This window comes from Sphingomonas sp. MJ1 (PH-R8), assembly GCF_048058635.1.
Taxonomy (GTDB): domain Bacteria; phylum Pseudomonadota; class Alphaproteobacteria; order Sphingomonadales; family Sphingomonadaceae; genus Sphingomonas.
The window spans coordinates 173,040-199,505 of sequence record NZ_JBBEFX010000004.1 but is presented as its reverse complement, the minus strand read 5'-3'; the positions used below and the strand labels follow the sequence as shown (position 1 = coordinate 199,505).

Sequence of the window (26,466 nt, the reverse complement as noted above, 5' to 3'; positions counted from 1 at the left end):
TTGTAGATCTGGGTGAACGCGCCTCCCCAGGTGAGAACCATGGGATATTGGGACGACAAAAGGGTACGCACCGTCGAGCGAAGGCTTTGCGGCCAGCGCTCGACGTGGCCCAGCGGCGTAGCCGACCAATCGATGACGCGACCAAGCGCGCGGATCTCACCGGGGCCGGCAAACAGTTCTTCCGCGGAGCGGGATCGAAGCGGGACAGGATCAGACAAGCTATCGTAACCTTCGCGGTACATCGGCATCGTTGCTTTAGCGGTAAGCCGGTGGGGCCGCTACAGCGGCTCGAGAATGCGCCGGGGCAAGACACGGGTTGGCTGCTCACCTGGAGGCGAGCACCGCAAAGACGGCGAGCTGAAACAAACCTCCGATCCTTCCACAACTTGGCAGACGGGACTCCTCGCTTATTCGCGAATACCGTGCCTACTAGTAACTCCAAGGGTCCGGCCGGGGAGCTTCACGATCACGTGCGGCATGGGATCAATCCTTCGCGACCGGGGCAAGATACTCCTCGTCCGTCACCTTCTCCATCCAGGTCACGGGGGAGCCGTTCACCGCTTCCTGGACCGCGATGTGGGTCATCGCTTCGTGCTGGGTCGCACCGTGCCAGTGCTTGTGCTCGGCAGGGCACCACAGGATGTCGCCGGCGTGGAACTCGAGCTTGGGCCCGCGCTCAATTTGGGTCCAACCCACCCCTTCGGTGACGATCAGCGTCTGTCCGGCCGGATGGGAGTGCCAGGCGGTGCGCGCGCCTGGCTCGAAATGGACGATCGCGCCGCTGACGCGGGAGGGATCAGGGCGCTGGAACTGGCCGGTGATCGTGACCTTGCCAGTGAAATACTCCGGCGGGCCGTCGGCGGTCTTCATGGCCGCTTTGCGGGTGACCTCCATCTTCGATTCTCCTTGCTGTGCATGCGCGATGGTCGGGAGAGCCAGTGAACCGGCCAGAATTGCCGGGGCGGAGAGCGAGTTGACGATCATCGTCAGTTCGCCGTGAAGCCGCCGTCGACGGGCAGCGCGATTCCGTGGACGAAGCTGGCGCCGGAACTCGACAGCCACAGGACGGCGGCCGCGACTTCCTCGGGTTCGCCAAGGCGCCCGATCACTTGAAGACGCATGATGTCCTCCATCGCCTCAGGCTGGGTTTCCAGCATGCTCGCCACCATCGGAGTGTTGATCGTGGCCGGACAGACTGCATTGATGCGGATGCCGAGCTTGGCGTAGCGCAGTGCGGCGCTTCTGGTCAGCCCGATCACGCCATGCTTGGTGGCGTTGTACGCGGCGAGATCGAGGTTGCCGATCAGCCCGCCGATCGAGGCCATGTTGACGATCGCACCCGATCCTTGCGCCCGCATCTGCCTCAGTTCGTGCTTCATACACGCCCAGGTGCCGCGCAGGTTGATCGCCATGACACGATCGAAGTCCTCGGTCGGCTGGTCGGCCAGATCGCTTGCGGGCGCCTGCACACCGGCGTTGTTGAAGGCGATGTCGAGGCGCCCGAACTCCGCAACCGTCCGTTCGATCGCTGCCGCCACCTGGTCCTCCTCGCGGACATCGCAGGCAAGGCCGATCGCTCTGCCGTCGTGGACGCGAATCTCCTCGGCTTCGGCTTGAACGCGTTCTGCCTGCACATCGGTGAGCACCACGATGGCACCCGCTGCGGCATAGGCCTTCGCCGCGGCCAGGCCCATGCCCTGGCTTGCGCCAGTCACGAATGCGACCTGGCCCGTGAAGTCGTAGGTAGGGTTCATTGTTGGCCTCCGAAGCTTGTCACTCGGGACGTAGGCCTCAAATCGGGGCGGGATTAGCCCGGCAGCCGTTCATGAGACGGTGAGCGTCGCTCATCGCCCGCGCTCACAAGCCCAAGGGCCGAACTTCGCGGATGAGCTCGATCAGGAGGCGAAGCGCGGTCGGCACCTGGTGGCGGCTGGAATAATAGATGTGATAGCCTGGTCCCTGGGTAGCCCACTCCTCCAGAACCAGACTGAGTTGGCCGCGGGCCACATAGGGCGCGAAGGCCGGTTCCAGACCATAGATGAGCCCCATGCCCTGCAAGCCCAGCGTCAACAGAGCCTGGGTATCATCCACGGTGATCTTGCTCTGAACCGGCAGGGCGAACTCGCCCTCCGGTCCTTCGAACTCCCAATGATAGATACGCCCGTTCCCCAGCCGCACGCCGATGCAACGATGCTGCTGGAGGTCCTGCGGCGCACTAGGCACCCCGTAGCGCTCCAGATACGCAGGAGATGCCGCCACGACCCAGCGCAGGTTGGCGGAGAGACGCTGGGCGATCATGTCTTCGGGTACGGTGCCGCCATAGCGGATTCCCGCGTCGAAGCCGCTGCCGACCACATCGACCATGCGGTTGGTGGCAACGATGTCGACTTCGATGTCGGGAAAGCGCTCGGCGAACAGCGGCAGCACCGATCCAAACAGCAACGGGACCGCATCGGCGACGACATTCAGGCGGATGCGACCGGTTGGTGCATCACGGTAGCGGTTGAGATCCTCGAGCGCCTGGTTGATGGCCGTGAACGGCTGACTGATCGCGTCGCGCAGTTCCTCACCCGCCGCAGTCAGCGTGACGCTACGGTTGGTGCGATTGAGCAGCCTGACGCCGAGGCGCCCTTCCAACCCCTTCAGGGCGTGACTCAAGGCCGATGCGCTGACGCCTACCTCCAATCCCGCCAAGCGGAAGCTGCGGTGCCTGGCGATGGCCAGGAAGTAGGTGATGTCGGCAAGATCGGATCGGTTCGCAGCCACGCGCTACAGCCGATCGCCGGGATTGATCAGCGTCTCGAAGGACCGAGCATTTTTCTCGAACGCCGCCTGATACATGCCGAAGCCGAGCACGGTGCCGTCGTCCTCAAACAAACGATGGAGCGCTAGATGGATCATGGCTCCAGATCTTTCTGCGCGTCAGCCCCGCCCCTTCGACAGGAACAACCGCATCGAAGGGGAGAAGCGTGGCAGCTGTCCGCATCAGGCGATCGCAGGCAACTTCTCCAGATGCTTGTCCAGCGTGATCGGATAGTCGCGCACCCGGACGCCCGTTGCATTGTAGATCGCGTTGGCGACCGCCGCCCCGACCCCGCAGAGCCCCAGCTCGCCCACGCCTTTGGCCTTCAGCGGGTTCGCCGTCGGGTCCGCCTCGTCCAGGAAGATCACTTCCTGGTGCGGAATGTCGGCGTGGACCGGCACTTCATAGCCGGCGAGGTCGTGGTTGACGAAGAAGCCGAAGCGCTTGTCGACCTCGAGCGCCTCCATCAGCGCGCCGCCGACACCCATCGTCATCGCGCCGATCATCTGGCTGCGGGCAGTAACGGGGTTCAGGATCCGCCCGGCCGCACAGACCGCGAGCATCCGCCGCACGCGGGTGACGCCCGTGTACGCGTCGACGCCCACCTCCACGAAATGCGCGCCAAAGGTCGACTGCTGCATCTCCTTGCCGAGGTCGCCCCACTCCATCTTGTCCTCGACGACCAGCTCTCCGGCAGCCGCCGCCTGGGCCAGGGTGGCCGAGCGATTGCCGCTGGTGACCTTGCCGCCGGTGAACTGCGCGTCGGCCGAATTGAAGCCGAGCCGCTGGGCCACCGCTTCGCGCAGCTTGACGCAGGCGGCGTAGACGCCCGAGGTCGCGCTGGCGGCGCCGAACTGGCCGCCCGAACCGGCAGAGATTGGGAAGCTCGAATCCCCGAGCTTCACGGCCACCTGCTCGATCGGCACGCCCATCATCTCGGCCGCGGTCTGGGCGATAATGGTGTAGCTGCCGGTCCCGATGTCGGTCATGTCGGTCTCGACCGTCACCACCCCGTCGCGACCCAGCCGTACCCGCGCGCCGGACGGCAGGGCCAGGTGGTTGCGGAACGCCGCCGCCACGCCCATTCCCACCAGCCAGCGGCCGTCCCGCACCTGAGCGGGCTTCACCTGGCGACGCGACCAACCGAAGCGGTCGGCGCCTTCCTCCAGGCAGCGGACGAGGTTGCGCTGCGAGAACCGGCGCGTCGGCGTCTTGGGATCGACCTGGGTGTCGTTCTTCACGCGAAAGGCGATCGGGTCCATGCCGAGCTTCTCGGCCACTTCGTCGATCGCGATCTCCAGCGCCATCATGCCCGGCGCTTCGCCGGGCGCCCGCATCGCATTGCCCTCCGGCAGGTCGAGCACGGCGAGCCGCAGCGAGGTCAGCCGGTTGGCGCCGGCATAGAGCAGCTCGGTCTGGTTCACCGCGGTCTCGGGGCCGCCGCCGGGCAGATCGCCGGATCCGCTCTCGTGCGCGATGGCGGTGATGGTGCCGTCCGGCGTCGTGCCGATGCGGATGCGCTGGCGCGTCGCGGGCCGGTGCGTGGTGTTGTTCGCGATCAGCGGCCGCTGCAGCGCGAGCTTCACCGGCCGCTTCGCCGCGCGCGCGCCCAGCGCCGCCAGCACTGCGTCGGTGCGCAGGAACAGCTTTCCGCCAAAGCCACCGCCGACATAGGGCGAAAGGAAGCGGATCTTCTCCTTCGGCATCCCCAGCGTCTTGGCGAGGTCCGAGCGCCCCCAGTCGATCATCTGGTTGGACGTCCAGAGCGTCAGCTTGTCGCCGTTCCAGGCGGCGATGGAAGCGAACGGCTCCATCATCGCGTGGCTGTGGTCGGGCGTGGTATACAGTGCATCCAGCTTCACGCGCGCGGCGGCAAAGGCCTCTTCGAACTTGCCGACCCGGTGCTCGGGCGGGGATTCGCTGCCCTCGCCGCTGTTGCCGCCGGTCAGCGGCGCCGTCTTGAGCCCCTCGTCCAAGTCGAAGCGGCCGGCGCCCCGGTCATAGTCGACGCGGATCAGCGCGGCTGCGGCGCGGGCCTGCTCGAACGTCTCCGCCACCACGACGGCGATCGCCTGGTGATAATGGTCGACCTCCGGCCCGCCCAGCAGCTTGGCCGTGTTGTAGTTGCCCTTGCCGAGCTTGCCGGCATCGGCGGCGGTCACGATCGCGATCACCCCGGGCGCCGCCTTCGCGTCGCGCAGGTTCATCGCGCGGATGCGGCCCTTCGCCACGGCCGACCCCACCACATAGCCATAGGCGACGTCGGCGACCTCCCGGTGGAACTCATAGGCATAGGGTGCCGTGCCGGTCGTCTTGAGCGGTCCGTCGATGCGGCTGTGGGCGCGGCCCACGACCTTTTGCTGATCGATCGGGTTGGTGCCCGCGGGCGTGTCGAACTTCATGCGGACCTCGCTTCGGTCATCACCGCTGCCAGCGTGCGCTCGGCGAGCGGCAGCTTGAATGCATTGTCGTGCGTGGGCTTCGCCCCGGCGAGCAGCCTCGCCGAAACCGCCCTGGCGCCCTGCGGCATCGCCGCCTCGGCCGCCTCGACACGCCACGGCTTGTGCGCGACGCCGCCCAGCGCGACCCGGCCCGTGCCGTCCTTCTGGACGATCGCGGCCACGGACACGACGGCAAAGGCATAGGACGCGCGGTCCCGCACCTTCTCGTACATCTGGAACCCGCCCACCGGCTTTGGCAGCGTCACCGCGGTGATCAGCTCACCCGGGGTCAGCACATTCTCGATGTGCGGCGTGTCGCCGGGCAGCCGATGGAAGTCGGCGATCGGGATCGATCGCGTCTGCCCCTGCGGGCTCACCGTCTCGACCGTGGCGTCGAGCACGCGCATCGCCACCGCCATGTCGCTGGGGTTGGTCGCGATGCAGGCCTCGCTCGATCCGATCACCGCAAGCTGGCGCGAGACACCGCCGATCGCGCTGCAGCCAGAGCCCGGCTTGCGCTTGTTGCAGGGCATGTTGGTGTCATAGAAATAGGGGCAGCGGGTGCGCTGGAGCAGGTTGCCCGCGGTCGTCGCCTTGTTCCGAAGCTGGCCGGAGGCGCCGGCCACGATCGCACGGGCGAGCACGCCATAGTCGCGGCGCACGCGCGCGTCGGTCGCAAGATCGGTGTTGGTGACGAGCGCCCCGATCCTGAGGCCGCCGTCCGCGGTCTTCTCGATCTTGTCGAAACCCAGGCCCTGAACGTCGACGAGATGGGTCGGCGCCTCGATCTCCAGCTTCATCAGGTCGAGCAGGTTGGTGCCGCCGGCCAGGAACTTGGTGCCCGGCCGGGCCGCGGCCCGGGCGGCCGCGACCGGGTCCGTGGCGCGCTCGTAGGTAAAGGCCTTCATGCTTTGGCTCCCGCCACTTCGGCCATGGCCTCGGCGATGTTGGAATAGGCACCGCACCGGCAGATGTTGCCGCTCATCCGCTCCCGCATCTCGATGTTGGTGAAGCCGGGCTTCCCCGTCAGGTCCGCCTGCACATGGCTCGGCACACCCCGCTTGATCTCGTCCAGTACCGCAACCGCCGAGCAGATCTGGCCCGGCGTGCAATAGCCGCATTGATAGCCGTCGTGGCGAACGAACGCGGCCTGCATCGGGTGCAGCTTCTCAGGCGTGCCCAGGCCCTCGATCGTGGTGACCGTGTCGCCCTGGTGCTGGGCGGCGAGGCTGAGGCAGGAGTTGATGCGGACGCCGTTCACGATGACCGTGCAGGCGCCGCATTGGCCGTGGTCGCAGCCTTTCTTGGTGCCGGTGAGGTGCAGGTGCTCGCGCAGGGCATCGAGCAGCGTGGTGCGCGGATCGAGCGTGAGATCGCGCTTCTGGCCGTTCACCTCAAACGAGACGGGCATGGTCGGCACCGCTTTCGCAGCGGTTGTCGCTTGCCCTGCCGCGGCGCTCGCCGGCGCAGTCGCGACGACCGCCGTCGCCGCCCCGCTGGCAAGGACGGTTCGGCGGGACATTCCGAATTGAGCCTCTGCGGCCATGATAAAGGTTCCTTCCTTCGCCGGTCCGTCGGCGCCCCGCATACGCTGGCCGCGCCGCCGTTGCGCGTACCTTCGTTCCTTCTAACGCTTGGCACAGGCGATCGCGCCCGCAAAGCAGCTCAACGAAGCGATGAATGTTGTTCATCGAACACGTAACGGTGGGAGATTGCCGTCAGCTCCGATGGGCGCAGATCGGCGGAGGTGGCCCAGCCGCAGCGACAGGGCGGGTCGGTGGGCGGGAGCGATCCGCCAGCGGGAGGTTTGGCGTATCGCTCAGCGGACCCTCGACATGGGTGCGGAGGGGACCTGTGCCACAGCCTGCTTGACACGAGTGGCGGCACGGCGGGCGAAACCTGCGTGAGGTGTTGGCCGCATGAGGACACCGGCCATCGGTGACAAACCATTGCGATGCCGGAGTTCAGGCGGCCAACAGGAAAGTTGCGCGCTTCTAGATCTGCACGACTCCCATTAGCGCCAGGATCAGCACGGTCGCGATCGTCGAGATCACCAGCGATCCCAGGCAGCCGATCCGGCGGGAGAAGAGCAGGAACAAGGCCCTAGCCCTTCAGCTGCTCAGCGGCGGCGTCGAGTGCGGCGCGATCATTGCCGATCCGGCCGATGAGTTCGCGGGCCTGCTCGGCATGCAGGCCGTGCTTGCGCGCGAAATACTCGACTTCATAGGGTTCTTCGGCCGCCACCGTCCGGCGATCGCTGCCGCCAATCTTGGTCTTGTCGTCTGCCATTTCCTGCCTCCTAGGTAGAACTGGAATCCACGGCACTGCGGACGGGTTCCCGCGCATCGGACCGATCGACCGGAGGAGCGTCAGTTGATCTCGATCCGCACCGTCTGCACCCCAGGCGCAACGGCGATGTCGACGATCTTGGCGCCGCCTTCCGACTTGATCACACTGACCTTGCCGTTGCGTTCAAGGTGCGCCTGCTTCACGCTTGCGGGGTCCGCCACACCTTCCTCGCGCAGCGCCTCGCTGAGATCACGGTCTGTCATATGGGCGGCACGGAGCATGTGCTCGTCGACGATGCCTTCGCGGATCAGGATCTCGTCGCGTCCCTTGATGAGATGCCCGAAGCCATGCCACCGCACCGCAACGGCCGAGACCAGCCAGTGCAGTGCGACAACGGCGGCGATGGCTGCAAGTGATGGCAGGATGGGCGCGTTGCCGGTGATCGCGCGGCTGGCGATCGATCCTATGACGATGCCGACGATTACGTCTAACGCGCTCGCCCGGCTGAGGAAGCGTTTCTTCCCGATGCGGACGATCGCGAGCGTGGCGACATAGAGGACGACTGCGCGGCAGGCCATCTGCCCGGCCGAAAGCGCCTGCGCCTCACGCCCGATGCCCAGCAACAGTTCTGCCCAGTCCACGTCGTTCCCTTTCCTGCTGCCAATCCGATCGCTTAACGCGGGAAGCGGGCCGCAGTGCGGGCCGGCAGGAAAATAGAAGGGCGACCGGGCTGCGGGCGAGCGGAGCTCCGGAGCAAGGTGTAAAGACCGTCGACCCGGATCGGCCCGATCAATCGTCCTTGCGCTCAGCTGTCCCCGCTACTCCGAGCTTTGCCGCGACGCGCTGAACTTCTTCGTCGGAAGGCGCGGCCGGAAGCGCTTCGCCGGGGGCAAGGGCTTCGTCAGGGATGCCGGGACCCGTCCCCGCGACGCTTTCGTCCCGCGCGCGTTCGTTCGGGCCGTTGCTGATCTTGCGCTCGTTCATTGCGAACCTCCGTGTGTATCCGGTCAACGCACAGATGCCGTGGATTGCGCCATCGATGTCGCGGTTTTCGGGTTGGGGCGATCCTTGTCCCAGCATCGCGAAACCTTTGATGCTGCCGCCCGTTCGGGGTTTTCCCAATCAGGAGACAGACAGTGAGCACAGGCGAACCTTCGCGCCGGGCGTTGCTTGGCGGGGCGGCGTTGGGTTTGGCGGCGACTGCCGCTCCCGGATTGGCCCAGAGCGCAGGCCCGGGCGCGGCACCGGCTCCGCTGCGGGATCCGCGGAGCAAATATACAGCCGGGCCCTTCCCTGAGCAGCGCCAGCCCTGGCCCGGCCTGCAGAGCAAGATGAGCCCGCGGCCCGATTGCGGGGAGACCAGCTACAAGGGCTCGGGCAAGCTCCTGGGCCGGAAGGCGCTGATCACCGGCGGCGACAGCGGCATCGGGCGTGCGGCAGCCATCGCCTACGCCCGGGAAGGTGCCGACGTCGCCATCAACTACCACCCGGACGAGGAGCCGGATGCCCGCGAGGTCGTCTCCCTGATCCGCGAGGCGGGGCGAAAGGCAGTGGCCATCCCCATGGACATTCGCAGCCTCGACAACTGCAGGCGCATCATCGCGCGCGCAGTGGAAGGGCTGGGCGGCCTCGACATCCTCGTCAACAATGCCGCCTACCAGCAAAGCAAGGCCGAGATCTCGGAGATCAGCGACGAGCAGATGGTCCGGACGTTCGAGACCAACATCTTCGCGACCTTCCGCCTCAGCAAGAGCGCCATCCCGCACCTGAAGCCCGGGGCCGTGATCATCAACACGGGCTCGGTGAACAGCTATGATCCGGGCGAGGAACTGCTCGACTATGCCTCGACCAAGGGCGCGATCCTGATCTTCACCAAGGGCCTCGCCAAGCAGCTCGCCAAGAAGGGGATCCGCGTCAACATGGTCGCGCCGGGCCCGTTCTGGACGCCGCTGCAGGTCGCCGGTGGGCAACTGCCCGGCAAGCTCGGTGAGTTCGGCAAGGACACGCCTCTGGGACGCGCCGGCCAACCAGCGGAACTGGCGGCGCATTACGTGCTTCTCGCCTCCGACGATTCGAGTTTCACCACCGGCGGCGTGGTCGGCGCGAATGGGGGCAAGGGGAACCCCTGACGCGCGGGGTCGGTTACGAGCGCGGGAACTCCTCTGGTTCCCGCGGCTTGAGCCGGCATGACCGAAAACGAATGGATCGCCGCGGGTTGGACAAGCCGGCAGGTGCGGGCGAACGGCATCGAGTTGCATGTCGTGGAGGCCGGACCGGGAGACGGGCAGCCGCTCATCCTGCTGCACGGGTTCCCGGAGTTCTGGTGGGCCTGGCGAAAGCAGATCCAACCCCTGGCCGACGCTGGCTTCCGGGTGATCGTCCCGGATTTGCGGGGCTATAATCTGAGCGAGGCACCGCAGGGTCTCGCCTCCTACGACCTCGACGTGCTGGCAGCCGATGTGGTTGCCCTGGCCGAGGCTCTCCACGTGCCGCGTTTCAAGCTCGTTGGCCACGACTGGGGCGGGGTGATCGCCTGGTGGGTCGCGGCTCGCCACGCCGGCCATGTCGAGAAGCTGGTGATCCTCGACGCGCCGCATCCGGACGTATGGGGAGCGCAGGCGCTCAAGCACCCGACCCAGGCGCTGCGGAGCAGCTATGCCATGTTCTTCCAGCTTCCGTGGCTGCCCGAAGCCGTGTTCGGAAGCTTCGACTTTGCAGGCTTGCGCACGATGATGGAGGGCTCGGCCGCTCCCGGCGCATTCGAGGCGGGAGCGCTCGACCGCTACATGCAGGCCTGGCAGCGGCCGGGGCGGTTTACCGCCATGCTGAACTACTATCGCGCGCTTCGGCATCGAAGGTCGGGCGGATCGGCGCGGATCGGGGTGCCCACGCGTATCCTTTGGGGCGGAAAGGACAGCTTCCTGGAGCCGCATGTCGCACGTGCGAGCCTGGGGCAGTGCGAGCAGGGGGGCCTGGAGATCCTGGAGGATGCGACCCACTGGCTGCATCTCGAGCAACCCGAGCGGGTGACGGCGCGGATCCTCGATCACCTCCAATCTTGAACCGGTCGCCACGACCGGCTGGCGGGGCGGGATAGAAGCGCCTCCGGGTTCGTTCGGACGTCACAAGCTTGGATAGTGGGGCTGACGGCATGCGCTTTTCGGGACAGGTGGCATTGGTAACCGGCGCGGGCTCGGGCATCGGCAAGGCCGTTGCCTTGCGGCTGGCGGAAGAAGGCTGCGCAGTCGGGGTGCTGACCCACACCGCCGAGGATGCGCAGCAGGTCGCCCGCCAGATCGCGGATGCAGGCGGTCGCGCCCTGCCGCTCGTCGCGGATGTCTCGGCCGAGGATCAGGTGAAGGCTGCGGTCGCCGATCTCGTGCGCGACTATGGGCGGCTCGATCATGTGTTCGCGAACGCGGGCATCAACGGCGTCTGGGCGCCGATCGACGAACTCGGGCCCGACGAGTGGGATCGGACCATCAACACCAATCTGCGGGGCACCTATCTCACGCTCCACTATGCCGTCCCGCACCTGAAGCGTGCGGGTGCCGGGGCCATCGTCATCACGGCATCGGTGAACGGCACCCGGATATTCTCGAACGCCGGCGCGACCGCCTACAGCTGCACCAAGGCGGCGCAGGTCGCGATGGCAAAGATGCTCGCGCTGGAACTCGCCAAGTTCCGGATCCGCGTGAACGTGATCTGCCCGGGGCAGATCGAAACCGACATCGAGGAGAGCACGACGCACCGCGACGCGGCGGTCGCGGGCGAGCCGGTCGAGTATCCGGAAGGGAAGATCCCGCTGACCGATGGGGAGCCCGGCACCTCTGACGAAGTGGCGGACCTCGTCCTTTTCCTGCTTTCGGATCAGGCGCGACACATCAGCGGCACACCCGTCTGGATCGACGGCGCGGAATCACTGCTGGTCGGGTGAGGGCATTGGTGGACGATCTGCAGCCCCGCTGGCTCGTCGAGCTCTTCCTTCCGACTACGTCGAATGAAGGTGCCCCCTTCGCACGAGAGATGTTCGACCGGGTGCGCGATGAGCTTCTGCAGGCGTTCGGTGGCGTCACGCTGTTCAGCCGGAGTCCGGCCGAGGGGCTTTGGGCGGAGGGGCGCGGCGACGGCACCGCCCGTGATCGGATGATCACGGCAGAGGTCATGGTCGATGACGTGGACCGGGACTGGTGGGCCCGGTACCGGCGCGACCTGGAAGCCCGGTTTTCGCAGGAAGAGATACTGATCCGCTGCTATCGCATATGGACGCTCTAGGGCCGGGTAGCACAGCGGCGCGGTTGCGGATCGGTACCGCGGGCTGGTCAATCCCGCGCGAAGCCGCCGAAGCGGTGCCGGGCGAGGGAACCCATCTCCAGCGCTACGCGCGCCGGTTCGACGCCGCGGAGATCAACAGCAGTTTCCATCGCCCGCATCGTCCCTCCACCTACGCGCGGTGGGCGGCGAGCGTCCCGCCGCACTTCCGCTTCTCGGTCAAGCTGCCGAAGACCATCACCCATCAGCACAAGCTGGCCGGCTATGGCGATCTGCTGGGGCGCTTCGCCGACGAGGTCGCGGGCCTCGGCAGCAATCGCGGGCCGACGCTCGTGCAACTGCCGCCCAGCCTTGCATTCGAGCCGGCGGTTGCGGCCACATTCTTCACGGAACTGGCCGCGCGGTTGGGGCCGGCCATCGTCTGCGAACCCCGGCATCCCAGCTGGTTCGAGGAAGCGGCCGAGCGACTGCTCCGCGACCATGCAGTCGCGCGCGTGGCTGCCGACCCTGCGGTTCATCCCCGCGCGGCCGAGCCGGGTGGATGGGCGGGGATGGCCTATTTCCGGCTGCACGGGTCGCCGGTCATCTATCGGTCCTCGTACGACGGGACCGCCATCACTCGCCTTCACGACGCAATGGCCGAGGCGGACACCGCCGCCGCCGAGTGCTGGGCGATCTTCGACAACACGGCGTCCGGCGCGGCGCTTCCCAACGCATTGCAGCTCACCGAGTCCTTTGGAACCGATAAGGATCGGATCCAGGGCTTGGGGGGCAACCATTTGGGATAGTTGACGTTTCAGCTCCTTCGACCTGGCAGGGCAAGCCTGTCCGCCGCCCGTTCCCATCCCCTGTTGTCCGCGAGCGTCCATGCGTATCCTTGTCGCCGAGAGTGAGCCGCCCGCCGCCCGCGAGAAGCGGCGGGACAGTGTCGGCCGCAGTTCCGGCGAGACCTTCCTCAAGCGCCTGGGCGACCTGGCGCCGGACGCCAGTTGTGACCGCGTGAAGCCGGCCGACCGCGGAAGCTGCGTGCCCGATGCCGTGGGGCTGGAGGGCTATGATGCGGTGTTTCTCACCGGTTCGCCGCTGCATCTGTACGAGGACACGCCCGAGACGCGACGCGAGGTCGACTTCATGCGGGCGGTCTTCCAGTCCGGCACGCCTGCCTTCGGCTCCTGCGCCGGACTGCAGGTTGCGGTGGTTGCGGCTGGCGGCACGGTTCGCGCGATGCAGGAGCGGCGGGAGGCGGGCTTCGCACGCCGGATCGCGCGCCAACCGGCGGGGGAGGGGCATCTCCTCCTCGACGGGCGCCCGCCAGTCTTCGATGCGCCGGCGATCCACACCGACGAAGTCGATGCGCTTCCCGAGGGTGCCCGGTTGCTGGCATCGAACTCGGTGACGCGCGTCCAGGCAGCCGAGATCCGCCACGGGAACGGCATCTTCTGGGGCGTGCAATATCATCCGGAAATTTCGTTGCGCGAAGTCGCCGCTGCCCTCCGCCGCCAGTCGGAAGACCTGATCGAACACGGCCTCGCTCGGGACGAACTGGACGTGGAAAGCCATGCGGCACTGGTGGAGGGGCTGCACCGGGAGCCCGAACGGCGCGATCTCGCCTGGCGGCTCGGACTGAACGAGCAGGTGACGGATGCGCCTGCGCGCATGACGGAGCTGCGCAACTTCCTCACTCATCTGGTGCTGCCGACCCGCTCCGCCCGGGGTCGCGCCTGAGCGGGGCCGACATTCGCCGGTCCTTCCGGTGCGTTCGTGCGTTGAGCCTCGGTTTTGGCGCCATCACCTTTCCGGAAGGGAGCTGTCCTACGTGAAATATCGAGCCGTATTCTTCGACGTCGACGGGACGCTGGTCGACAGCAACGACATGCACGTGCTCGCCTGGGAGGAAGCATTCCGGAGCATCGAAGCCGATTTCGACCGCGCGACCATCCACGGCCAGATCGGCAAGGGCAAGGACATGCTGGTGCCGACGCTCATCCCCGATGCGGACGCGGGCCTGATCGAAAAGCTCGGGGAGGCGCATGGCGCGGTCTTCAAGCCCGACCTGCTGGAACAGGTGCGGCCCTTTCCCGGCGCGCATGACCTGCTCGCCCGCGTCCATGCGGCGGGGCAGACGGTGGTGCTTGCCTCGTCCGCGTCGGCCGAGGAGGTCGGTCATTACCTCGACCTGCTCGATGCGCGCGACCTCGTCCAGGCGACCACGAGCTCCGGGGATGTCGAACATACCAAGCCGGCGCCCGACATCTTCGCGGCTGCCCTGAAGAAGGTGGCGCCATTGTCCGCAGAGGAGGTGTTGGTGGTCGGCGACAGCCCCTATGACGTGGAGGCTGCCAGCAAATGCGGCATCGCGACCATCGCGTTGCTATCCGGCAAGTTCCCCGAGGAGACGCTCCGCGAAGCAGGCGCGATCGCGATCTACGACGATGTCGCGGCGCTGCTGGCGGAGTATGACCGCTCCCCGTTGGGACGCTGAGCAAATGTCCGGCTCGCGCGACGAGGACCTGAAAAGCAAGGGCAGTCCAGAGGCCGAGCCCGTGGAAGGTCTGACCGAGGAGGAGGTCGATTCCGTCGACGAGCGCCGGTCGGGCTCGCCCAAGGTCGTCCACGAGGTCATCCGGCTTCAGGGCGACGAGGAGCTCGGAAGGCCGCTGGCCTCTTTGATCTTCTCCGGCTTTGCGGCAGGGGTGGGCCTCAGCGCGTCGATCCTGGCCGAGGCGTTCCTGCAGGAGAAGCTGCCCAAGGAACCCTGGGCGGAGTTGATCTCCTCGCTCGGCTACTCGGTCGGCTACGTGATCGTGATCCTGGGCAACCTGCAACTGTTCACCGAGAACACGGTGACGGCGGTGCTTCCGCTCGCCACCCACCCGACACGGCGGAACCTTGCCCGGCTGCTTCGTCTCTGGGTCACCGTCCTGGTTGCCAACCTGATCGGCACCTTCTTCGTCGCCTTGCTCATCGCCCACCAGATCATCGTCGGGCCGGAGCAACTCTCCGCCACGCTGGAGGTCTCGCGCTCGGTGCTCCGGCATGATGCGATGACGACGCTGATGCTGGGCATGCCGGCCGGCTTCCTGGTGGCGTCGATCGCCTGGATCCTGCCAAATGCGAAAGGCAGCGAGTTCTGGGTAATCGTCCTGATCACCTATGTGATCGCGCTGGGCGGCTTCAGCCACGTGGTCGCCGGATCGGGAGAGGCCTGGCTGCTGTGGCTGCAAGGAGAGCTGGGGCTTTCGGGCGCCATCGGCCGCATCATCCTGCCGTCGTTGCTGGGCAACATCATCGGCGGCACCGGCCTGTTCGCGGTGCTCGCCCATGGCCAAGTGCACGGGGAGCTTGATCCGGGCGAGGGCGAATAGCGGCAGTTCCTGAGCGCCGGAACCCTGGGGGCCGGCCACGCGTCTGCACGGGATGGCAGCAAGGTTCAGGCACCTCGCCGGGATCGCCGTCCTGGCGCCCGCGGCGCTCCTCCCGGTGCCGGCGCTCGCATGCACCCTGTGTCATTCGCCCCAGGCGACGTCCGTGCGCGAACGCCTGCTGGCGGGCGACCTGTGGTGGAATGCCTGCGCGGTCGCGTTGCCGCTGACGCTCCTGCTCGCAGTGATCGCTCTGGTCCTGCGGGAGCCTGAGGAAAGGTCCCGGTCATGATTGCCAGCCGCCGCCCGCTTCTGTCCGCCGGCCTCGCACTCGGCATGGGCATGGGCGGCTTCGTGGAAGGGATCCTGTTCCATCAGATCCTGCAGTTCCACAACATGCTTTCCGGCCGGATTCCGAACACCGACTATGTCGGCGCCAAGGTGAACATGGTGTGGGACGGCTTCTTCCACGCCGGCGTCTGGATGCTCACGGCCATCGGCATCGCCCTTCTCTGGCGCGCTGGGCGGCGGCGCGACGCCGACCTGTCTGGGCGCCTTTTCAGCGGGGCCCTGCTGATCGGCTGGGGCCTGTTCAACCTGGTTGAAGGATTGATCGACCACCACCTGCTTCAACTTCACCACGTCTATGAACCGGCCGGGCTCTCCGTGTGGGACGGCCTCTTCCTGCTCTGGGGAGCAGGGATGGTCGCGGTCGGCTGGTGGCTGTGTCGGCGCCGCTGAGGGCAGCGAATGCCGGCCACACCTCGGAGCAGGCGCAACGTTTCCGACCGCGTTGCGTTCTGGACTGGACGAGCGGCCCTTCAGCCACTCCCTCTCTGTCGCGACAAGGAATCCCCAAGATGCCCGCGATGAACGATCGTGGCCTGTCGAGCCCGCGCCGAAGAGCCGTCCCTAGCATCCCGTCCGCCGAACAGGATTTCGGCCGACGACGCAAAGGAGCCCACCGATGAGCACGGAACGTAAGGCAACGCTGTACCGCATGGTGCTGCCGGAACACACCTGCCCCTTCGGCTTACGCGCCAAGGCCATGCTGGAGGCCGCCGGCTACGAGGTCGAAGACCATCTGCTCCGGTCCCGCGAGGAAGTGGACCGGTACAAGGAGGAGCAGGGCGTTTCCACCACGCCGCAGGTGTTCATCGACGGGGAACGGATCGGCGGCAGTGACGATCTCGAGCGCTTCCTTGCCAGCAACTGAGCCCCACCCCGAAATCCAGGACCTGAAGATCGTCCTGGTGCTTGGCGGCGGCAACGCCCTCGGCGCCTATCATGCCGGCCTGTATGAGGTGCTCCACGATGCCGGCATTGAGCCGGAGTGGGTCGTCGGCACCTCGATCGGCGCGGTCACGGGCGCGATCATCGCAGGCAATGCCCCGGAGGATCGGCTGGACCGCCTCCGCAAGCTCTGGCGGCCGGCGGACGAGCAGGGCTGGCCGATGCCGTGGGACATGCTGCCGGAAGGCTGGCGCCGGACCGGTGCCGTGGTGGAAACGCTTCTGACGGGTCGCGCCGGACTGTTCGGGCCGCTCGGCTCCTATCCCGCGTGGCGGCAGGGGGACGGGGCCGCCGGGTCGCCCGCCGTTTACGACACGCAGGCGCTGAGCAGCACGCTTCGGGATCTTGTCGACTTCGACCTGCTCAACCGCGGCCCGATGCGCATGACGGCCGTCGCGGTCGACATCGAAACCGGTGAGGAGGTTCTGCTGGATACCACCCGGCAGCGGCTGTCGGCGGACCATATCCGCGCGAGCGCAGCCCTGCTGACCGCCTATCCGGCGGTGGAGGTGGACGGCCGCCTCCTCGGAGGCGGCGGACTGTCGATGAACCTCCCGATCGATCCGGTGATGCTCGACCCCGGTTCCACGCCGATCCTGTGCATCGCGTCGGACCTTCTTCCGCTCTCCTCGAACCGGCCCAAGACCATCGGTGAGGTTGCCGGGCGGATGCAGGATCTCGCCTTTGCGGCGCAGTCCCGCAGGACGCTCTCGCGCTGGCGCGCCTTTTACGAGAGTGGCTGCCCGGGGCGGGAGACGTGCCGCCCGGTCGCGCTGGTGACCACGGCCTATCGTGATCAGGAGCAAGAGGTCGCCGGCAAGGCGATGGACTTCTCCCCGCGATCGGTGCTGCAGCGGTGGAACAGCGGACGCCGGGACGGCGACGCACTCGTGCATCGGCTGCGGTCCGGCGAATTCACCCGCGGGCAGGACGATCTCACCATTCACGATGCTGCCGGTGACGGCGAGGTTTCTGCTTGAACTAACGTACGTTAGAAGGTTCCAGCTATTCGTCGCAAGTTTCCTTTTCTTTGGGAACAACCCGATTGCTGGCGGGATTGGAGGGCATCGCAACGCAGAAGAGGGAGGTGTTGATGGCGTCAACGGCGATCTCGAAGGAGATGCTGCCAGTCAGCCCCTACTTCCTGGCGCTGCGAGAAGATCTTCGTCGCCCTAGAAAGCCGCTTGCCCGGTTCCGATCGGGTGAACTCGAGGTGGAGGTGGTCGCCGCCCCCGACGGTGTCTTCGCGCTCGTGCGACGCCCCGGGAATGGGGGGCTCGCGCTGCGGGCCGCCTTTATCGCCGCACCGTTCGAATGCGAGGTGCTGGATGCCCGGCCCGGCGAATCCGCTCGCCTTCGGGTGACCAGCGGCATGGGGGAACACCACATCGTCTTCGCGATCGGGTCGGAGGCGCTGGAGATCCTGCGCATCACCGTCTGCCTGACCCCTGAAACGTCGATCCTCATCCCCTTTGCGCCGCGGGACCTCTACCCCCTCGGGCGCGAGGATGATCCGGTTGCCGCAAGCGGCACGGTCGAAGCGGCCCAGCGGGGCTTGAACGGCGGGCTGATCTACTTCCGCATCGAGGAGCCGGACTTCGGCAATGTTCTCTACTTCCAGAACCTCACCGCGCTGAACGACTACTACCGCGACACGGGCACCAAGCCGGATGGCGTCGTGGGCGGGGAATGGCCCGAACTCGGCTATCTCCTGCCGACGCCCGAGCGCGACCAGGATCCGGCTTCCGCGGCGCTGGAGGCGGGCAAGACCGTCACGATCTCCGACGCGATCGTGGTGTTCCGCTACATGGCACCGCCGGACGAACGGGAGTCCGCACGCCAGTTCATCCAGATGCTGGGCACCGCCTACAAGGCCCTGGAGCTTCCGCCAGTTCAATATCGCGACTGGGCGGATCGAGCGGAACGGGCTGCCCGCGACCTGGACGAGGCGCCGGAGGCAACCATCCGCCACTATGGGCACCGCTACGTCCATCCGTATACCGCAGCGGAGTATCCCGACATCATGGTCCAGATGTCGGTGATCACCGCCCTGCACGACTGGGGCAAGTGGCGGGGCGAACCGCATCCCTTGGAAGCCGAACTGAAGGCGGGCCTGCAGAAGTTCTACGATCCGAAGCTCGCTACACTGCGGCGCTATCTTCCCAACGTCGGCAAGGACAAGGACGCCGACGCGGTCGACAGCTGGTACCTGTACCACCCGCTGCTCAACCTCGGCATCCTGGCGCTGGACGGCGACACCGACGCGCGGGAGCTGTTCCTGTCCTCGCTCGAGTACGGCATTCGGGCCGCGCAGCACTTCGATTACCGTTGGCCGATCCAGTACAACGTCACCGACTTCTCCATCATCGAGAAGACCGCGCCTGCCGACGGGCGGGGGCAGACCGACGTGGGCGGCATTTACGCCTGGGTCATGTTGCAGGCGTTCGAGCTGACCGATGACAAGCGCTACCTGGACGAGGCGCGGGCCGCGATCGAGGCGGCAATTGGGCTGAGGTTCAACATCAACTACCAGGCCAATCTGACCGCCTGGGGCGCCGCCGCCTGCATGCGCCTCTGGCGGATCACTGACCGCGAAGTCTATCTCCAGCAAAGCTACGTCTATCTCGCGAGCTTCTTCCACAACAGCGTGTTGTGGGACAGCCAGATCGGCCATGCCGAGAGCTACGAGACCTTCCTCGGGGTAACATGTCTTCAGGATGCCCCGTATATGGCGATGTACGAATGCTTCGACACCTTCGTCGCGTTCGAGCGGTTCCTGAACGACAGCGGCCCGGAACTCGAACTCGAAGCGCGCATGCTGATCAGCGAATACTGCAAATACGTCCTGTCGCGTGCCTGGTACTATTACCCGGACGCACTGCCGGCCGAGGCAGTGGCGGACCAGCAGCGCGAGTCCAACGGGCACGTCGACCCGAAGCTCTCCTTCCCCTTGGAAGACCTGTATCCGGACGGGCAGCAGGCGGGGCAGGTGGGCCAGGAGGTTTATGGCGCCGGCGCTGCGTTCATCTTCGCATCGCGAGCCTTCCACGACATCGAGGGTGCACCCTTCCGGATATACTGCGACTATCTGCTGCGGCGGATCGAGCGGACCGGTGAGCGCGCCGTGACGATCATCCTCGACGGGGTGGAGACCTGCACCGCCAATCTTCGGCTCGTGCGGCTCAAGCGGCGCAAGCTTCCCAAAAGCAGCGTTACCACCGCGGGTGGCGATTCGGTCCGCCCACACAGCAGTTCGGAAGATCGCACCGACTACAACGTGCCGGCCAACGGCCGCATCGTCCTCAGCTGGGAATAGACATGGCGATCGAGCATACGTCGCTTGCGGGCAAGCGCATCCTTCTGACGGGCGGTACCACCGGCATCGGTCGCGCGACCCTCACGCTTCTTGCCGGGCAAGGCGCGCGTGTCCTCACCTTCGGGCGAGACCAGCAGGCGCTGGACCAGGCGCTCGCAAGCGCCGGCGGCGGGCCGGACCTGTTCGGCATCACCGCGGACGCAGCGACGAAGGAGGGGATCGACGCCGTCTTCCAGGCAGTCGACGAGAAGCTCGGCGGCGTCGACATGCTCGTCGCCTGCGCGGCACTGGGCGCCGATCCGCTGGACGAGATGGCGGACGAAGATTGGCGCTACGTGGTCCAGACCAACCTGGTCGGCTACCTTGCGTCGGCCAAGGCGGCGATGACGCGGATGGAGGCACAGGGCGGCGGGCACCTGCTCTTCGTCGGCTCGATCAGCACTGAGATCAAGGCGGAGGGCGAGAGCGTTTATTCCGCGACCAAGGCCGGGGTTCAGGCGTTCGCCGAAACCCTCCGCAAGGAAGTCGCGGACAGGAACATCAAGGTCAGCGTGATCCAGCCGGGCTCGGTCGACACCGACATGCAGGAGTGCAGCCCGGAAGAGAAGCGGGAAGCGGTGGCCAAGCAGGAGATGCTCCAGGCCGAGGAGATCGCCGAGGCGATCCTCTTCGTTCTCAGCCGCTCCTCCGCCTGCGACGTCGTCAATCTGCGGATCGAACCTCGCGTGCAGAAGACGAGCTGAGCTTCCCGCCCCATCCCACAACAAGGAGCCGGCCGCTCGATGAAGGCTGCACTCAAGACTGCCGAAGGCACGTTCGCCGTCACCGAGGTCGAGCGGCCGATCCTGCCCGCATCCAACTTCGTGCTGGCACGCGTGCGTGTGGCGGGCATCTGCGGGACCGACCTGCGGCACTGGAAAAAGCAGGAGCCGGAGCTGGAATGCCACATCATGGGGCATGAACTGGCCGGCGAAGTGGTCGAAGTTGGCGAGGGCGTCACCAATGTGAAGCCGGGCGATCGCGTCGTGATCGAGACGGTGATGGGCGATGGCGTCTGCGACTATTGCCGCATCCAGCGCTACAATGTCTGCGAGCACCTCTACGACGTGCGGACCCAATATGTGTCGCGTGCCTATGGCGAATATGTCGCCGGCCCGGCCGAAAAGTTCTACAAGCTTCCTGACCATGTCAGCTTCGAGGAAGCGTCGCTGATCGACACCTTTTCGGTGTGCCTGCACGCGCAGCATTTGTCTGGGCTCGGCATCAACGACAGGGTGGCCGTGATCGGGGCGGGACCGATCGGCCTCGGGCAGATGATGCTGGCGAAGGCGAGCGGCGCGGACGTGATCATCTGCGACGTGGTGGAGAGCGCGCTCGAACTGGCACGGGAATTGGGCGCCGATGCGGTGGTGAACAGCGCCACCGAGGATGCCGTCGAGCGGGTGAAGGCCTTCACCGGCGGACGCGGCGTGGACATCGTCTTCGAATGCGCGGGCGGCGAGTCGATGCCCCAGACGCTGCCGCAAGCCACCCGGATGGTGCGCCGTGCCGGCAAGGTCGTGATCGTCGGCGGCTTCGATGCGGGCGAGATCGCGATCCCGCTCGAATGGCAGCGGATCCAGATGTCCGAGATCCAGCTGATCCCCAGCGCCAGCTTTGCCATGCACCAGATCTATCGCGAACAGGGGATGGTGCTGGACCTGATCGCGAAGGGACGCATCGACGTGAAGAAACTGATCACCCATCGCTTCCCGCTCGACCGCATCAACGAGGCCTTCGACACGGCCGATCGCAAGCAGGAAACCGGCGCGGTCTTCGTGGCGATCACCTTGTGATCGACGCGTCGATCCTTGCGGGCAGGCGGGTCCTGATCACGGGAGGTGCCGGTGGTGTCGGCCGGGCGGTCGCTGCCCGCATGATCGCGGCAGGGGCGCACATCCTGATCACCGATCGCCCGGAGGCGGACCTTGCCGGCGCGGCGGCGGAGCTCGGCCGCGGCGCACCGCTCCACGCCTTCGCGGCCGATCTCTCGACCAGTGCGGGCAGCGCTGCGCTCTTCGGGGCGGTGGACGAGAAGCTTGGCGGTCTCGACATGCTCATCGCCTGTGCCGGCGTCGGATCGGGACCGCTCATGGAAATGGACGATGCGGGCTGGCGCTACGTGCTCGAAAGCAACCTTGCGAGTTATGTCGGCTGCACCCGCGCCGCCATCGAGCGGATCCGCGCGGCCGGGATCGACCATGGCATGATCGTGCTCGTCGGCTCGATCAGCGTCCACATCAAGGCGGTGGGGGAGAGCGTCTACAATGCCGCCAAGGGCGGCGTCGCCTCCTTTGCCGAGACGCTGCGCAAAGAGCTGATGCCGGAGCGCATCCGCCTGACGTTGATCGAACCCGGTGCGATCGGATCCGCGATGCAGCCCTATTCGGCCGAGGAGCGCAGCCGCTTCATCGAGGAATTCCAGATGCTGCCGCCGGCCGAGGTCGCCGATGCCATCCTCTATGCGGCGACGCGGCCCCGCGGCGTGGATGTCGTAACGCTGCGCATCGAGCCCTTGCACCAGAAGATCTACTAGGGCGTCGCCCTTCGAGCGAGGCGATTGCTCGCCCGAGACCGCCGCAACCCGCAGCATCGCTGCGCGTTCTGCCGCCATGTCCAGCTTCGCGCCTTCGCACGCATCGCCCGCCGATTCGGCGCCTCGCATGGCCGTCCTCCTGATGGCGGTTCTGCAGATCTTGACGCCGGTGCTTCCATCCCTTGGGGTCGGTGAGCCGATCGGTTCCCAGTCCGACGCGGTCCGGACGCTGATCACGCCGGCAGGCTGGGCGTTTTCGATCTGGGGCCTGCTCTACCTCGGCTCGATGCTGTTCGCGATCTACCAGGCGCTTCCGGGGCAGCGGAACGACGCGCTGGTAGCGCAATTGCGGTGGCCCGCGGCAGGGGCGTTCCTGGGCAATGCCCTTTGGGCTGCCTACACGCAGGTTGCCGGGCTGACGGTGATCTCGGTGGCGATCATCGTCTGTACGCTGCTGTGCCTCCTTACGGCCTATCGCCGGATCTCCGACTGGGAGCCGCGCTTCACGACCGGCCAGCGTTGGCTTGCGGTTCTGCCGCTGAGTGCGCTCGCGGCCTGGCTGACCGCGGCGACCATCGTGAACATCGCGGCCGCGCTGCGCTTTCACGGGGTGGAGCTCGAAAACGGTGCCGTGGTGTCGGCGCTGGTTGTGCTGGTGGGTGGCATCATCGCCGCAGCGGCGCTGATCCGCGGCTGGGGCAACCCGCCCTTTGCGCTCGTATTCCTTTGGGCGCTCGCCGCCATCTATGCCTCCGGCGGGCAGCAGGCCGGCGTCGTCGCGGCCTCCACTGCGGCCGCCGCGCTGCTCGTCGTCGTTGGCGCTCTGCTAGGTCTACGGCATACTGGCGCTTCTCGCTGGTTCGGGTAAGTTCTTGTGGGAACGACTTTCCGGTAAGCCGAACGCCGCAAGAAGCCTTGTGCAGGGAAGCTCCGTGAACCGCAGGTGAGGAGGTACCGTCTGCCATGAGGCCGAGCGACGCACTCAGATATACCGGAAGGGCGTTTTCGCTGGCCCTGCTCGCGACCGGCCCCGCGGCATTTGCCCAGGAGGAGAGCGAGGAACGCGCTCCGTGGAGGACCCGGATCGCACTGGGGCCTCAGCTCGTGCCGAGCTTTCCGGGATCCGACTCGGTCAGCGTGCGCCCGCTGATCGACATCGCCCGCGCCCGGGGCGATGACCCGTTCCCGTTCGAGGCGCCGGACGAAGGCTCCGGCCCCATTCTGGCGCGGAGCAACGGGTGGCAGTTCGGCGTCGCATTCGGGTTCGAAGGCGATCGCTCGCGCAACGATACCGACGGGGTGCTGCCCAAGGTCGGCTTCACCGTCGAACTCGGCGGGTTCGTGCAATATGAGGTGGCGCCAGCCTTCCGCATCCGGACCGAGTTCCGGCAGGGTTTGGGCGGCCATGAAGGGCTGATCGGTACCGTAAGTGCAGACTATGTCGCGCGCGACGGCGACCAGTGGCTGTTCTCCCTGGGGCCGCGCGCCACCTTCGCCAACGGTCGCTACCACCGCGAATACTTCGGCATCAGCGAGGAGACCGCGGCAACGACCGGGCTGCCCGCGTACGACGCGGAGGGCGGCTTGCAGTCGGTAGGGGGGACGGCCGGCCTCATCTTCCAGGTGACCCCACGCTGGGGGCTTTACAGCTACGCCAAGTACGACCGTCTGGTGGCGGATGCCGGCCGCTCCCCCGTCGTGCGCAACTTCGGCTCGCGCGACCAGCTGTCGGGCGGCGTCGCCGTAAGCTACACCTTCCGCTAGGCCGGGGCGGCTGACGGGCGCGGAATTGCCGCTGCTCCTCCAGTTGGCCTCCGGTGGATGCATCGCCCGCACCTTCCATTAATGCTTTCGCGGGAAGGTGCCGGACATGCACCGTTCAGGATCAGGGCAGGCTCCCACCGGATTGTCTTGCGCCGAGGCAGGCGCAGATTGTAACGGGCCCCGCCCGCCCAGGAGTTCCCTTCATTCCCCAGATTGCCGCCCTGCCGTATCGTTCCGAAGGTCCCGCCAGGGACGCGTCCGTGCGCGTCCTGCTGGTGACTTCGCGCGAGACTAAGCGGTGGGTGATCCCGAAGGGCAACCTGGACAAGGGCGAAGCGCCGCATGCCGGCGCCGCGCGGGAGGCGGAGGAAGAGGCCGGTGTTCTCGGCCTCGTCTGCCCGACATCCCTGGGATCGTATCGCTATCGCAAGCGGCGGCGCAACGGCGCGTCGCTGATGATCGACGTCGAGGTGTTTCCGCTGGCGGTCAGCCAGGAACTCGACAGCTGGAAGGAACAGTCGGAGCGCGAGCGTCGCTGGTTCAGCTTGCCCGAGGCTGCGGCCGCGGTCGAGGAGCCGGACCTGCGCGAACTGATCCGTTCCTTCGGGCCTTCGGAAATGAAAGCAGCAATACGGCGCACCGATCTGCTCAGCACGGTGGCCGAAAAGTCTAAGGTGAATCGCATGTTCGGATGGTTTCAACGGCTGCTTCCGAAGACCGGAAATTTCTTCGATATGTTCGAGGCGCATGCCCGGACCGTGACGGCGGGTGCCGATGCCCTCGCGCGGCTGCTGCAGGACGGCAATCGCGACCACATCCAGGAGGTGATCGAGCGCGAGCACGACGCCGACGACATCATCCGCGAGGTGCTGCGCACCGTGCGCGAGACCTTCCTGACGCCGTTCGATCGCGGCGCGATCATCAGCCTGATCGGCTCGATGGACGACGCCATCGACGAGATGCAGGCAGCCGTGCAGGCGGTCGATCTCTACGAGGTCACCGAGTTCGAGCAGGAGATGAAGGACATGGCGGCGATCATCGTCGACGCGTCCCGCATCACGGCAGAGGCGATGCCGCTGTTGCGCGATCTTGGCAGCAACGGCGGGCGTCTTCACGAACTGACCGAACGCCTTGTCCGCATGGAAAGCCACGCCGACGAGATCCACACGGCGGGGCTGAAGCGCGCGTTCAAGGAACTGGGGCCCGAGGACGCACTGCGCTTTTCGGTCCAGCGCGAGATTTACAAGCATCTCGAGCGCATCGTCGACGCGTTCGAGGACGTGGCGAACGAGATCGACGGCATCGTCGTCGACCACGCCTGACGCACCCCCATGCACGAACTTGGCCTGCCGCTGCTGATCGGGTTGATCCTGGTCGCGCTTGCGTTCGATTTTCTGAACGGCCTGCATGATGCGGCGAACTCGATCGCGACCGTGGTGGCGACGCGGTTGCTGCGTCCCGTCCACGCCGTCGCCTTTGCCGCTGTCTTCAACTTCGCGGCCTATTTCCTGACCATCGCCTTTCCGGCGCTGCACAAGGTCGCCGACACGATCGGCCAGGGGCTGATCGACAAGGACCTGATCACGCCGGCGGTGGTGTTCGGGGCACTCGTCGGCGCCATGTTCTGGAACGTCGTGACCTGGCTGAAGGGGCTGCCGTCCTCGTCCAGCCATGCGCTGGTTGGCGGCATGATCGGCTCGGGCGTCGCCCATGCCGGCATGACCGGCATCCAGTGGACCGGCCTCAACAAGACGCTGATCGCCATCGTGCTGTCGCCCACCATCGGCATGATCCTGGCGATGCTGGTGATGCTGGTCACGAGCTGGCTGTTCGCGCGTGCCACCTCGCGCAATGCGGAGCGGTCGTTCCGGGTCCTGCACCTGCTCTCGTCCGGCGCCTATTCGCTCAGCCACGGGCTGAACGATGCGCAGAAGACGATGGGGATCATCACCGTGCTGCTCTACTCGACCGGCTATCTGCACGGCGCGTTCGAGGTGCCGCACTGGGTAGCGATCAGCTGCTACATCGCGATCGCCCTCGGTACGCTGACGGGTGGCTGGAAGATCATCGAGACGATGGGCTCGCGCATCACCAAGCTGTCGCAGCACCAGGGTTTCAGCGCGTCCTTCGCCGGCTCGATCGTGCTGTTCTGCGCCTCCCTGCTAGGTATTCCCGTGTCGACGACCCACACCATCACCGGCGCGGTGATCGGCGCGGGGACTGCGCGGCGCGCCTCGGCCGTCCGGTGGGGGGTGGCGAGCAGCGTGGTCGTCGCCTGGGTCATCACCATCCCGGCGTCCGCCGCGGTCGGTGCGCTCTTCTATCTCCTGACGCGGCTGTTCTGAACGGCA

General features: G+C 66.6%; 29 protein-coding genes. 19 read left to right on the top strand and 10 right to left on the bottom strand.

Going from position 1 to position 26,466, the window contains the following annotated elements:
* Window positions 1-483: 483 nt before the first annotated feature.
* The 10 genes from VPH46_RS05515 to VPH46_RS05470 all read right to left on the bottom strand — a co-directional run bounded on the left by VPH46_RS05515 (window position 484) and on the right by VPH46_RS05470 (window position 8,613).
* Window positions 484-984 carry a cupin domain-containing protein gene (locus VPH46_RS05515; protein ID WP_416609595.1) on the bottom strand — a complete coding sequence of 167 codons (501 nt, stop codon included), beginning with the start codon at window positions 982-984 and terminating at the stop codon, window positions 484-486.
* Between the two features lie 2 nt (window positions 985-986).
* The gene (locus VPH46_RS05510; RefSeq protein WP_125960630.1) at window positions 987-1,754 is read right to left on the bottom strand and encodes a glucose 1-dehydrogenase; all 768 of its coding nucleotides are present in this window, start codon (window positions 1,752-1,754) and stop codon (window positions 987-989) included.
* A 103-nt stretch (window positions 1,755-1,857) separates the two neighbouring features.
* Entirely contained in the window at window positions 1,858-2,766 is a 909-nt protein-coding gene (locus VPH46_RS05505) for a LysR family transcriptional regulator (protein WP_416609592.1), read from the bottom strand.
* Between the two features lie 3 nt (window positions 2,767-2,769).
* Window positions 2,770-2,901, bottom strand: a complete 132-nt coding sequence (locus VPH46_RS05500; RefSeq protein WP_416609590.1) for a hypothetical protein — start codon at window positions 2,899-2,901, stop codon at window positions 2,770-2,772.
* Window positions 2,902-2,985: 84 nt separating this feature from the next.
* On the bottom strand, window positions 2,986-5,205 hold the full coding sequence (paoC, locus tag VPH46_RS05495; protein ID WP_416609588.1) for an aldehyde oxidoreductase molybdenum-binding subunit PaoC: 2,220 nt from the start codon (window positions 5,203-5,205) through the stop codon (window positions 2,986-2,988).
* The gene (locus VPH46_RS05490; protein WP_416609586.1) at window positions 5,202-6,152 is read right to left on the bottom strand and encodes an FAD binding domain-containing protein; all 951 of its coding nucleotides are present in this window, start codon (window positions 6,150-6,152) and stop codon (window positions 5,202-5,204) included. Before VPH46_RS05490 ends, paoC begins: the two co-directional genes overlap by 4 nt.
* Window positions 6,149-6,790, bottom strand: a complete 642-nt coding sequence (gene paoA / locus VPH46_RS05485; RefSeq protein WP_416609584.1) for an aldehyde dehydrogenase iron-sulfur subunit PaoA — start codon at window positions 6,788-6,790, stop codon at window positions 6,149-6,151. Before paoA ends, VPH46_RS05490 begins: the two co-directional genes overlap by 4 nt.
* 557 nt (window positions 6,791-7,347) lie before the next feature.
* The gene (locus VPH46_RS05480) at window positions 7,348-7,533 is read right to left on the bottom strand and encodes a DUF3606 domain-containing protein (RefSeq protein ID WP_416609582.1); all 186 of its coding nucleotides are present in this window, start codon (window positions 7,531-7,533) and stop codon (window positions 7,348-7,350) included.
* An 80-nt stretch (window positions 7,534-7,613) separates the two neighbouring features.
* Window positions 7,614-8,174, bottom strand: a complete 561-nt coding sequence (locus tag VPH46_RS05475; RefSeq protein WP_416609580.1) for a DUF421 domain-containing protein — start codon at window positions 8,172-8,174, stop codon at window positions 7,614-7,616.
* Between the two features lie 148 nt (window positions 8,175-8,322).
* Window positions 8,323-8,613 carry a hypothetical protein gene (locus VPH46_RS05470; RefSeq protein WP_416609578.1) on the bottom strand — a complete coding sequence of 97 codons (291 nt, stop codon included), beginning with the start codon at window positions 8,611-8,613 and terminating at the stop codon, window positions 8,323-8,325.
* 251 nt (window positions 8,614-8,864) lie between these two features.
* Here VPH46_RS05470 and VPH46_RS05465 point away from each other — a divergent pair, with 251 nt between their 5' ends.
* The 19 genes from VPH46_RS05465 to VPH46_RS05375 all read left to right on the top strand — a co-directional run bounded on the left by VPH46_RS05465 (window position 8,865) and on the right by VPH46_RS05375 (window position 26,460).
* The gene (locus VPH46_RS05465) at window positions 8,865-9,662 is read left to right on the top strand and encodes an SDR family oxidoreductase (protein WP_416609576.1); all 798 of its coding nucleotides are present in this window, start codon (window positions 8,865-8,867) and stop codon (window positions 9,660-9,662) included.
* Between the two features lie 57 nt (window positions 9,663-9,719).
* Complete coding sequence (locus VPH46_RS05460; RefSeq protein ID WP_416609574.1) at window positions 9,720-10,595, top strand: alpha/beta fold hydrolase; 876 nt, start codon at window positions 9,720-9,722, stop codon at window positions 10,593-10,595.
* Between the two features lie 89 nt (window positions 10,596-10,684).
* Window positions 10,685-11,470 carry an SDR family oxidoreductase gene (locus VPH46_RS05455; protein WP_416609572.1) on the top strand — a complete coding sequence of 262 codons (786 nt, stop codon included), beginning with the start codon at window positions 10,685-10,687 and terminating at the stop codon, window positions 11,468-11,470.
* An 8-nt stretch (window positions 11,471-11,478) separates the two neighbouring features.
* Window positions 11,479-11,808 carry a hypothetical protein gene (locus VPH46_RS05450; protein ID WP_416609570.1) on the top strand — a complete coding sequence of 110 codons (330 nt, stop codon included), beginning with the start codon at window positions 11,479-11,481 and terminating at the stop codon, window positions 11,806-11,808.
* A 23-nt stretch (window positions 11,809-11,831) separates the two neighbouring features.
* Window positions 11,832-12,593 (top strand): DUF72 domain-containing protein, encoded by a 762-nt coding sequence (locus VPH46_RS05445; protein ID WP_239555376.1) that lies wholly within the window; start codon window positions 11,832-11,834, stop codon window positions 12,591-12,593.
* Between the two features lie 79 nt (window positions 12,594-12,672).
* Window positions 12,673-13,530 (top strand): type 1 glutamine amidotransferase, encoded by an 858-nt coding sequence (locus VPH46_RS05440; RefSeq protein ID WP_416609568.1) that lies wholly within the window; start codon window positions 12,673-12,675, stop codon window positions 13,528-13,530.
* A gap of 91 nt (window positions 13,531-13,621) precedes the next feature.
* Complete coding sequence (locus tag VPH46_RS05435; RefSeq protein WP_416609566.1) at window positions 13,622-14,287, top strand: HAD family hydrolase; 666 nt, start codon at window positions 13,622-13,624, stop codon at window positions 14,285-14,287.
* A 4-nt stretch (window positions 14,288-14,291) separates the two neighbouring features.
* Window positions 14,292-15,170 (top strand): formate/nitrite transporter family protein, encoded by an 879-nt coding sequence (locus VPH46_RS05430; protein ID WP_416609564.1) that lies wholly within the window; start codon window positions 14,292-14,294, stop codon window positions 15,168-15,170.
* A 285-nt stretch (window positions 15,171-15,455) separates the two neighbouring features.
* Window positions 15,456-15,908, top strand: a complete 453-nt coding sequence (locus VPH46_RS05425; RefSeq protein ID WP_416609562.1) for a DUF2243 domain-containing protein — start codon at window positions 15,456-15,458, stop codon at window positions 15,906-15,908.
* Window positions 15,909-16,134: 226 nt separating this feature from the next.
* Window positions 16,135-16,383 carry a glutaredoxin domain-containing protein gene (locus VPH46_RS05420; protein WP_416609560.1) on the top strand — a complete coding sequence of 83 codons (249 nt, stop codon included), beginning with the start codon at window positions 16,135-16,137 and terminating at the stop codon, window positions 16,381-16,383.
* Window positions 16,370-17,440 (top strand): patatin-like phospholipase family protein, encoded by a 1,071-nt coding sequence (locus VPH46_RS05415; RefSeq protein WP_416609558.1) that lies wholly within the window; start codon window positions 16,370-16,372, stop codon window positions 17,438-17,440. The genes VPH46_RS05420 and VPH46_RS05415 overlap by 14 nt, the downstream gene beginning before the upstream one ends.
* Window positions 17,441-17,553: 113 nt before the next feature.
* Window positions 17,554-19,776 (top strand): hypothetical protein, encoded by a 2,223-nt coding sequence (locus tag VPH46_RS05410; RefSeq protein WP_416609556.1) that lies wholly within the window; start codon window positions 17,554-17,556, stop codon window positions 19,774-19,776.
* 2 nt (window positions 19,777-19,778) lie between these two features.
* Window positions 19,779-20,519 carry an SDR family oxidoreductase gene (locus VPH46_RS05405; RefSeq protein WP_416609554.1) on the top strand — a complete coding sequence of 247 codons (741 nt, stop codon included), beginning with the start codon at window positions 19,779-19,781 and terminating at the stop codon, window positions 20,517-20,519.
* A 39-nt stretch (window positions 20,520-20,558) separates the two neighbouring features.
* Complete coding sequence (locus VPH46_RS05400) at window positions 20,559-21,611, top strand: zinc-dependent alcohol dehydrogenase (RefSeq protein WP_416609552.1); 1,053 nt, start codon at window positions 20,559-20,561, stop codon at window positions 21,609-21,611.
* Window positions 21,608-22,351 carry an SDR family oxidoreductase gene (locus VPH46_RS05395; protein ID WP_416609550.1) on the top strand — a complete coding sequence of 248 codons (744 nt, stop codon included), beginning with the start codon at window positions 21,608-21,610 and terminating at the stop codon, window positions 22,349-22,351. Before VPH46_RS05400 ends, VPH46_RS05395 begins: the two co-directional genes overlap by 4 nt.
* Window positions 22,352-22,427: 76 nt before the next feature.
* Entirely contained in the window at window positions 22,428-23,219 is a 792-nt protein-coding gene (locus tag VPH46_RS05390) for a hypothetical protein (protein WP_416609548.1), read from the top strand.
* 95 nt (window positions 23,220-23,314) lie between these two features.
* Complete coding sequence (locus tag VPH46_RS05385; protein WP_416609546.1) at window positions 23,315-24,115, top strand: MipA/OmpV family protein; 801 nt, start codon at window positions 23,315-23,317, stop codon at window positions 24,113-24,115.
* Window positions 24,116-24,336: 221 nt separating this feature from the next.
* Window positions 24,337-25,437: a DUF47 family protein gene (locus VPH46_RS05380; protein ID WP_416609649.1), complete on the top strand. Its 1,101-nt coding sequence runs from the start codon at window positions 24,337-24,339 to the stop codon at window positions 25,435-25,437.
* Between the two features lie 9 nt (window positions 25,438-25,446).
* Entirely contained in the window at window positions 25,447-26,460 is a 1,014-nt protein-coding gene (locus tag VPH46_RS05375; protein WP_416609544.1) for an anion permease, read from the top strand.
* The last annotated feature ends 6 nt before the right edge of the window (window positions 26,461-26,466 follow it).

Bases quoted from the DNA above. Each gene is read 5' to 3' on its own strand.
- VPH46_RS05515 (WP_416609595.1), bottom strand. From the start codon at position 984: ATGATCGTCAACTCGCTCTCCGCCCCGGCAATTCTGGCCGGTTCACTG.
- VPH46_RS05510 (WP_125960630.1), bottom strand. From the start codon at position 1,754: ATGAACCCTACCTACGACTTCACGGGCCAGGTCGCATTCGTGACTGGC.
- VPH46_RS05500 (WP_416609590.1), bottom strand. From the start codon at position 2,901: ATGATCCATCTAGCGCTCCATCGTTTGTTTGAGGACGACGGCACCGTG.
- paoC (WP_416609588.1), bottom strand. From the start codon at position 5,205: ATGAAGTTCGACACGCCCGCGGGCACCAACCCGATCGATCAGCAAAAG.
- VPH46_RS05490 (WP_416609586.1), bottom strand. From the start codon at position 6,152: ATGAAGGCCTTTACCTACGAGCGCGCCACGGACCCGGTCGCGGCCGCC.
- paoA (WP_416609584.1), bottom strand. From the start codon at position 6,790: ATGGCCGCAGAGGCTCAATTCGGAATGTCCCGCCGAACCGTCCTTGCC.
- VPH46_RS05480 (WP_416609582.1), bottom strand. From the start codon at position 7,533: ATGGCAGACGACAAGACCAAGATTGGCGGCAGCGATCGCCGGACGGTG.
- VPH46_RS05470 (WP_416609578.1), bottom strand. From the start codon at position 8,613: ATGCTGGGACAAGGATCGCCCCAACCCGAAAACCGCGACATCGATGGC.
- VPH46_RS05465 (WP_416609576.1), top strand. From the start codon at position 8,865: ATGAGCCCGCGGCCCGATTGCGGGGAGACCAGCTACAAGGGCTCGGGC.
- VPH46_RS05460 (WP_416609574.1), top strand. From the start codon at position 9,720: ATGACCGAAAACGAATGGATCGCCGCGGGTTGGACAAGCCGGCAGGTG.
- VPH46_RS05455 (WP_416609572.1), top strand. From the start codon at position 10,685: ATGCGCTTTTCGGGACAGGTGGCATTGGTAACCGGCGCGGGCTCGGGC.
- VPH46_RS05440 (WP_416609568.1), top strand. From the start codon at position 12,673: ATGCGTATCCTTGTCGCCGAGAGTGAGCCGCCCGCCGCCCGCGAGAAG.
- VPH46_RS05430 (WP_416609564.1), top strand. From the start codon at position 14,292: ATGTCCGGCTCGCGCGACGAGGACCTGAAAAGCAAGGGCAGTCCAGAG.
- VPH46_RS05425 (WP_416609562.1), top strand. From the start codon at position 15,456: ATGATTGCCAGCCGCCGCCCGCTTCTGTCCGCCGGCCTCGCACTCGGC.
- VPH46_RS05420 (WP_416609560.1), top strand. From the start codon at position 16,135: ATGAGCACGGAACGTAAGGCAACGCTGTACCGCATGGTGCTGCCGGAA.
- VPH46_RS05410 (WP_416609556.1), top strand. From the start codon at position 17,554: ATGGCGTCAACGGCGATCTCGAAGGAGATGCTGCCAGTCAGCCCCTAC.
- VPH46_RS05405 (WP_416609554.1), top strand. From the start codon at position 19,779: ATGGCGATCGAGCATACGTCGCTTGCGGGCAAGCGCATCCTTCTGACG.
- VPH46_RS05400 (WP_416609552.1), top strand. From the start codon at position 20,559: ATGAAGGCTGCACTCAAGACTGCCGAAGGCACGTTCGCCGTCACCGAG.
- VPH46_RS05390 (WP_416609548.1), top strand. From the start codon at position 22,428: ATGTCCAGCTTCGCGCCTTCGCACGCATCGCCCGCCGATTCGGCGCCT.
- VPH46_RS05385 (WP_416609546.1), top strand. From the start codon at position 23,315: ATGAGGCCGAGCGACGCACTCAGATATACCGGAAGGGCGTTTTCGCTG.
- VPH46_RS05375 (WP_416609544.1), top strand. From the start codon at position 25,447: ATGCACGAACTTGGCCTGCCGCTGCTGATCGGGTTGATCCTGGTCGCG.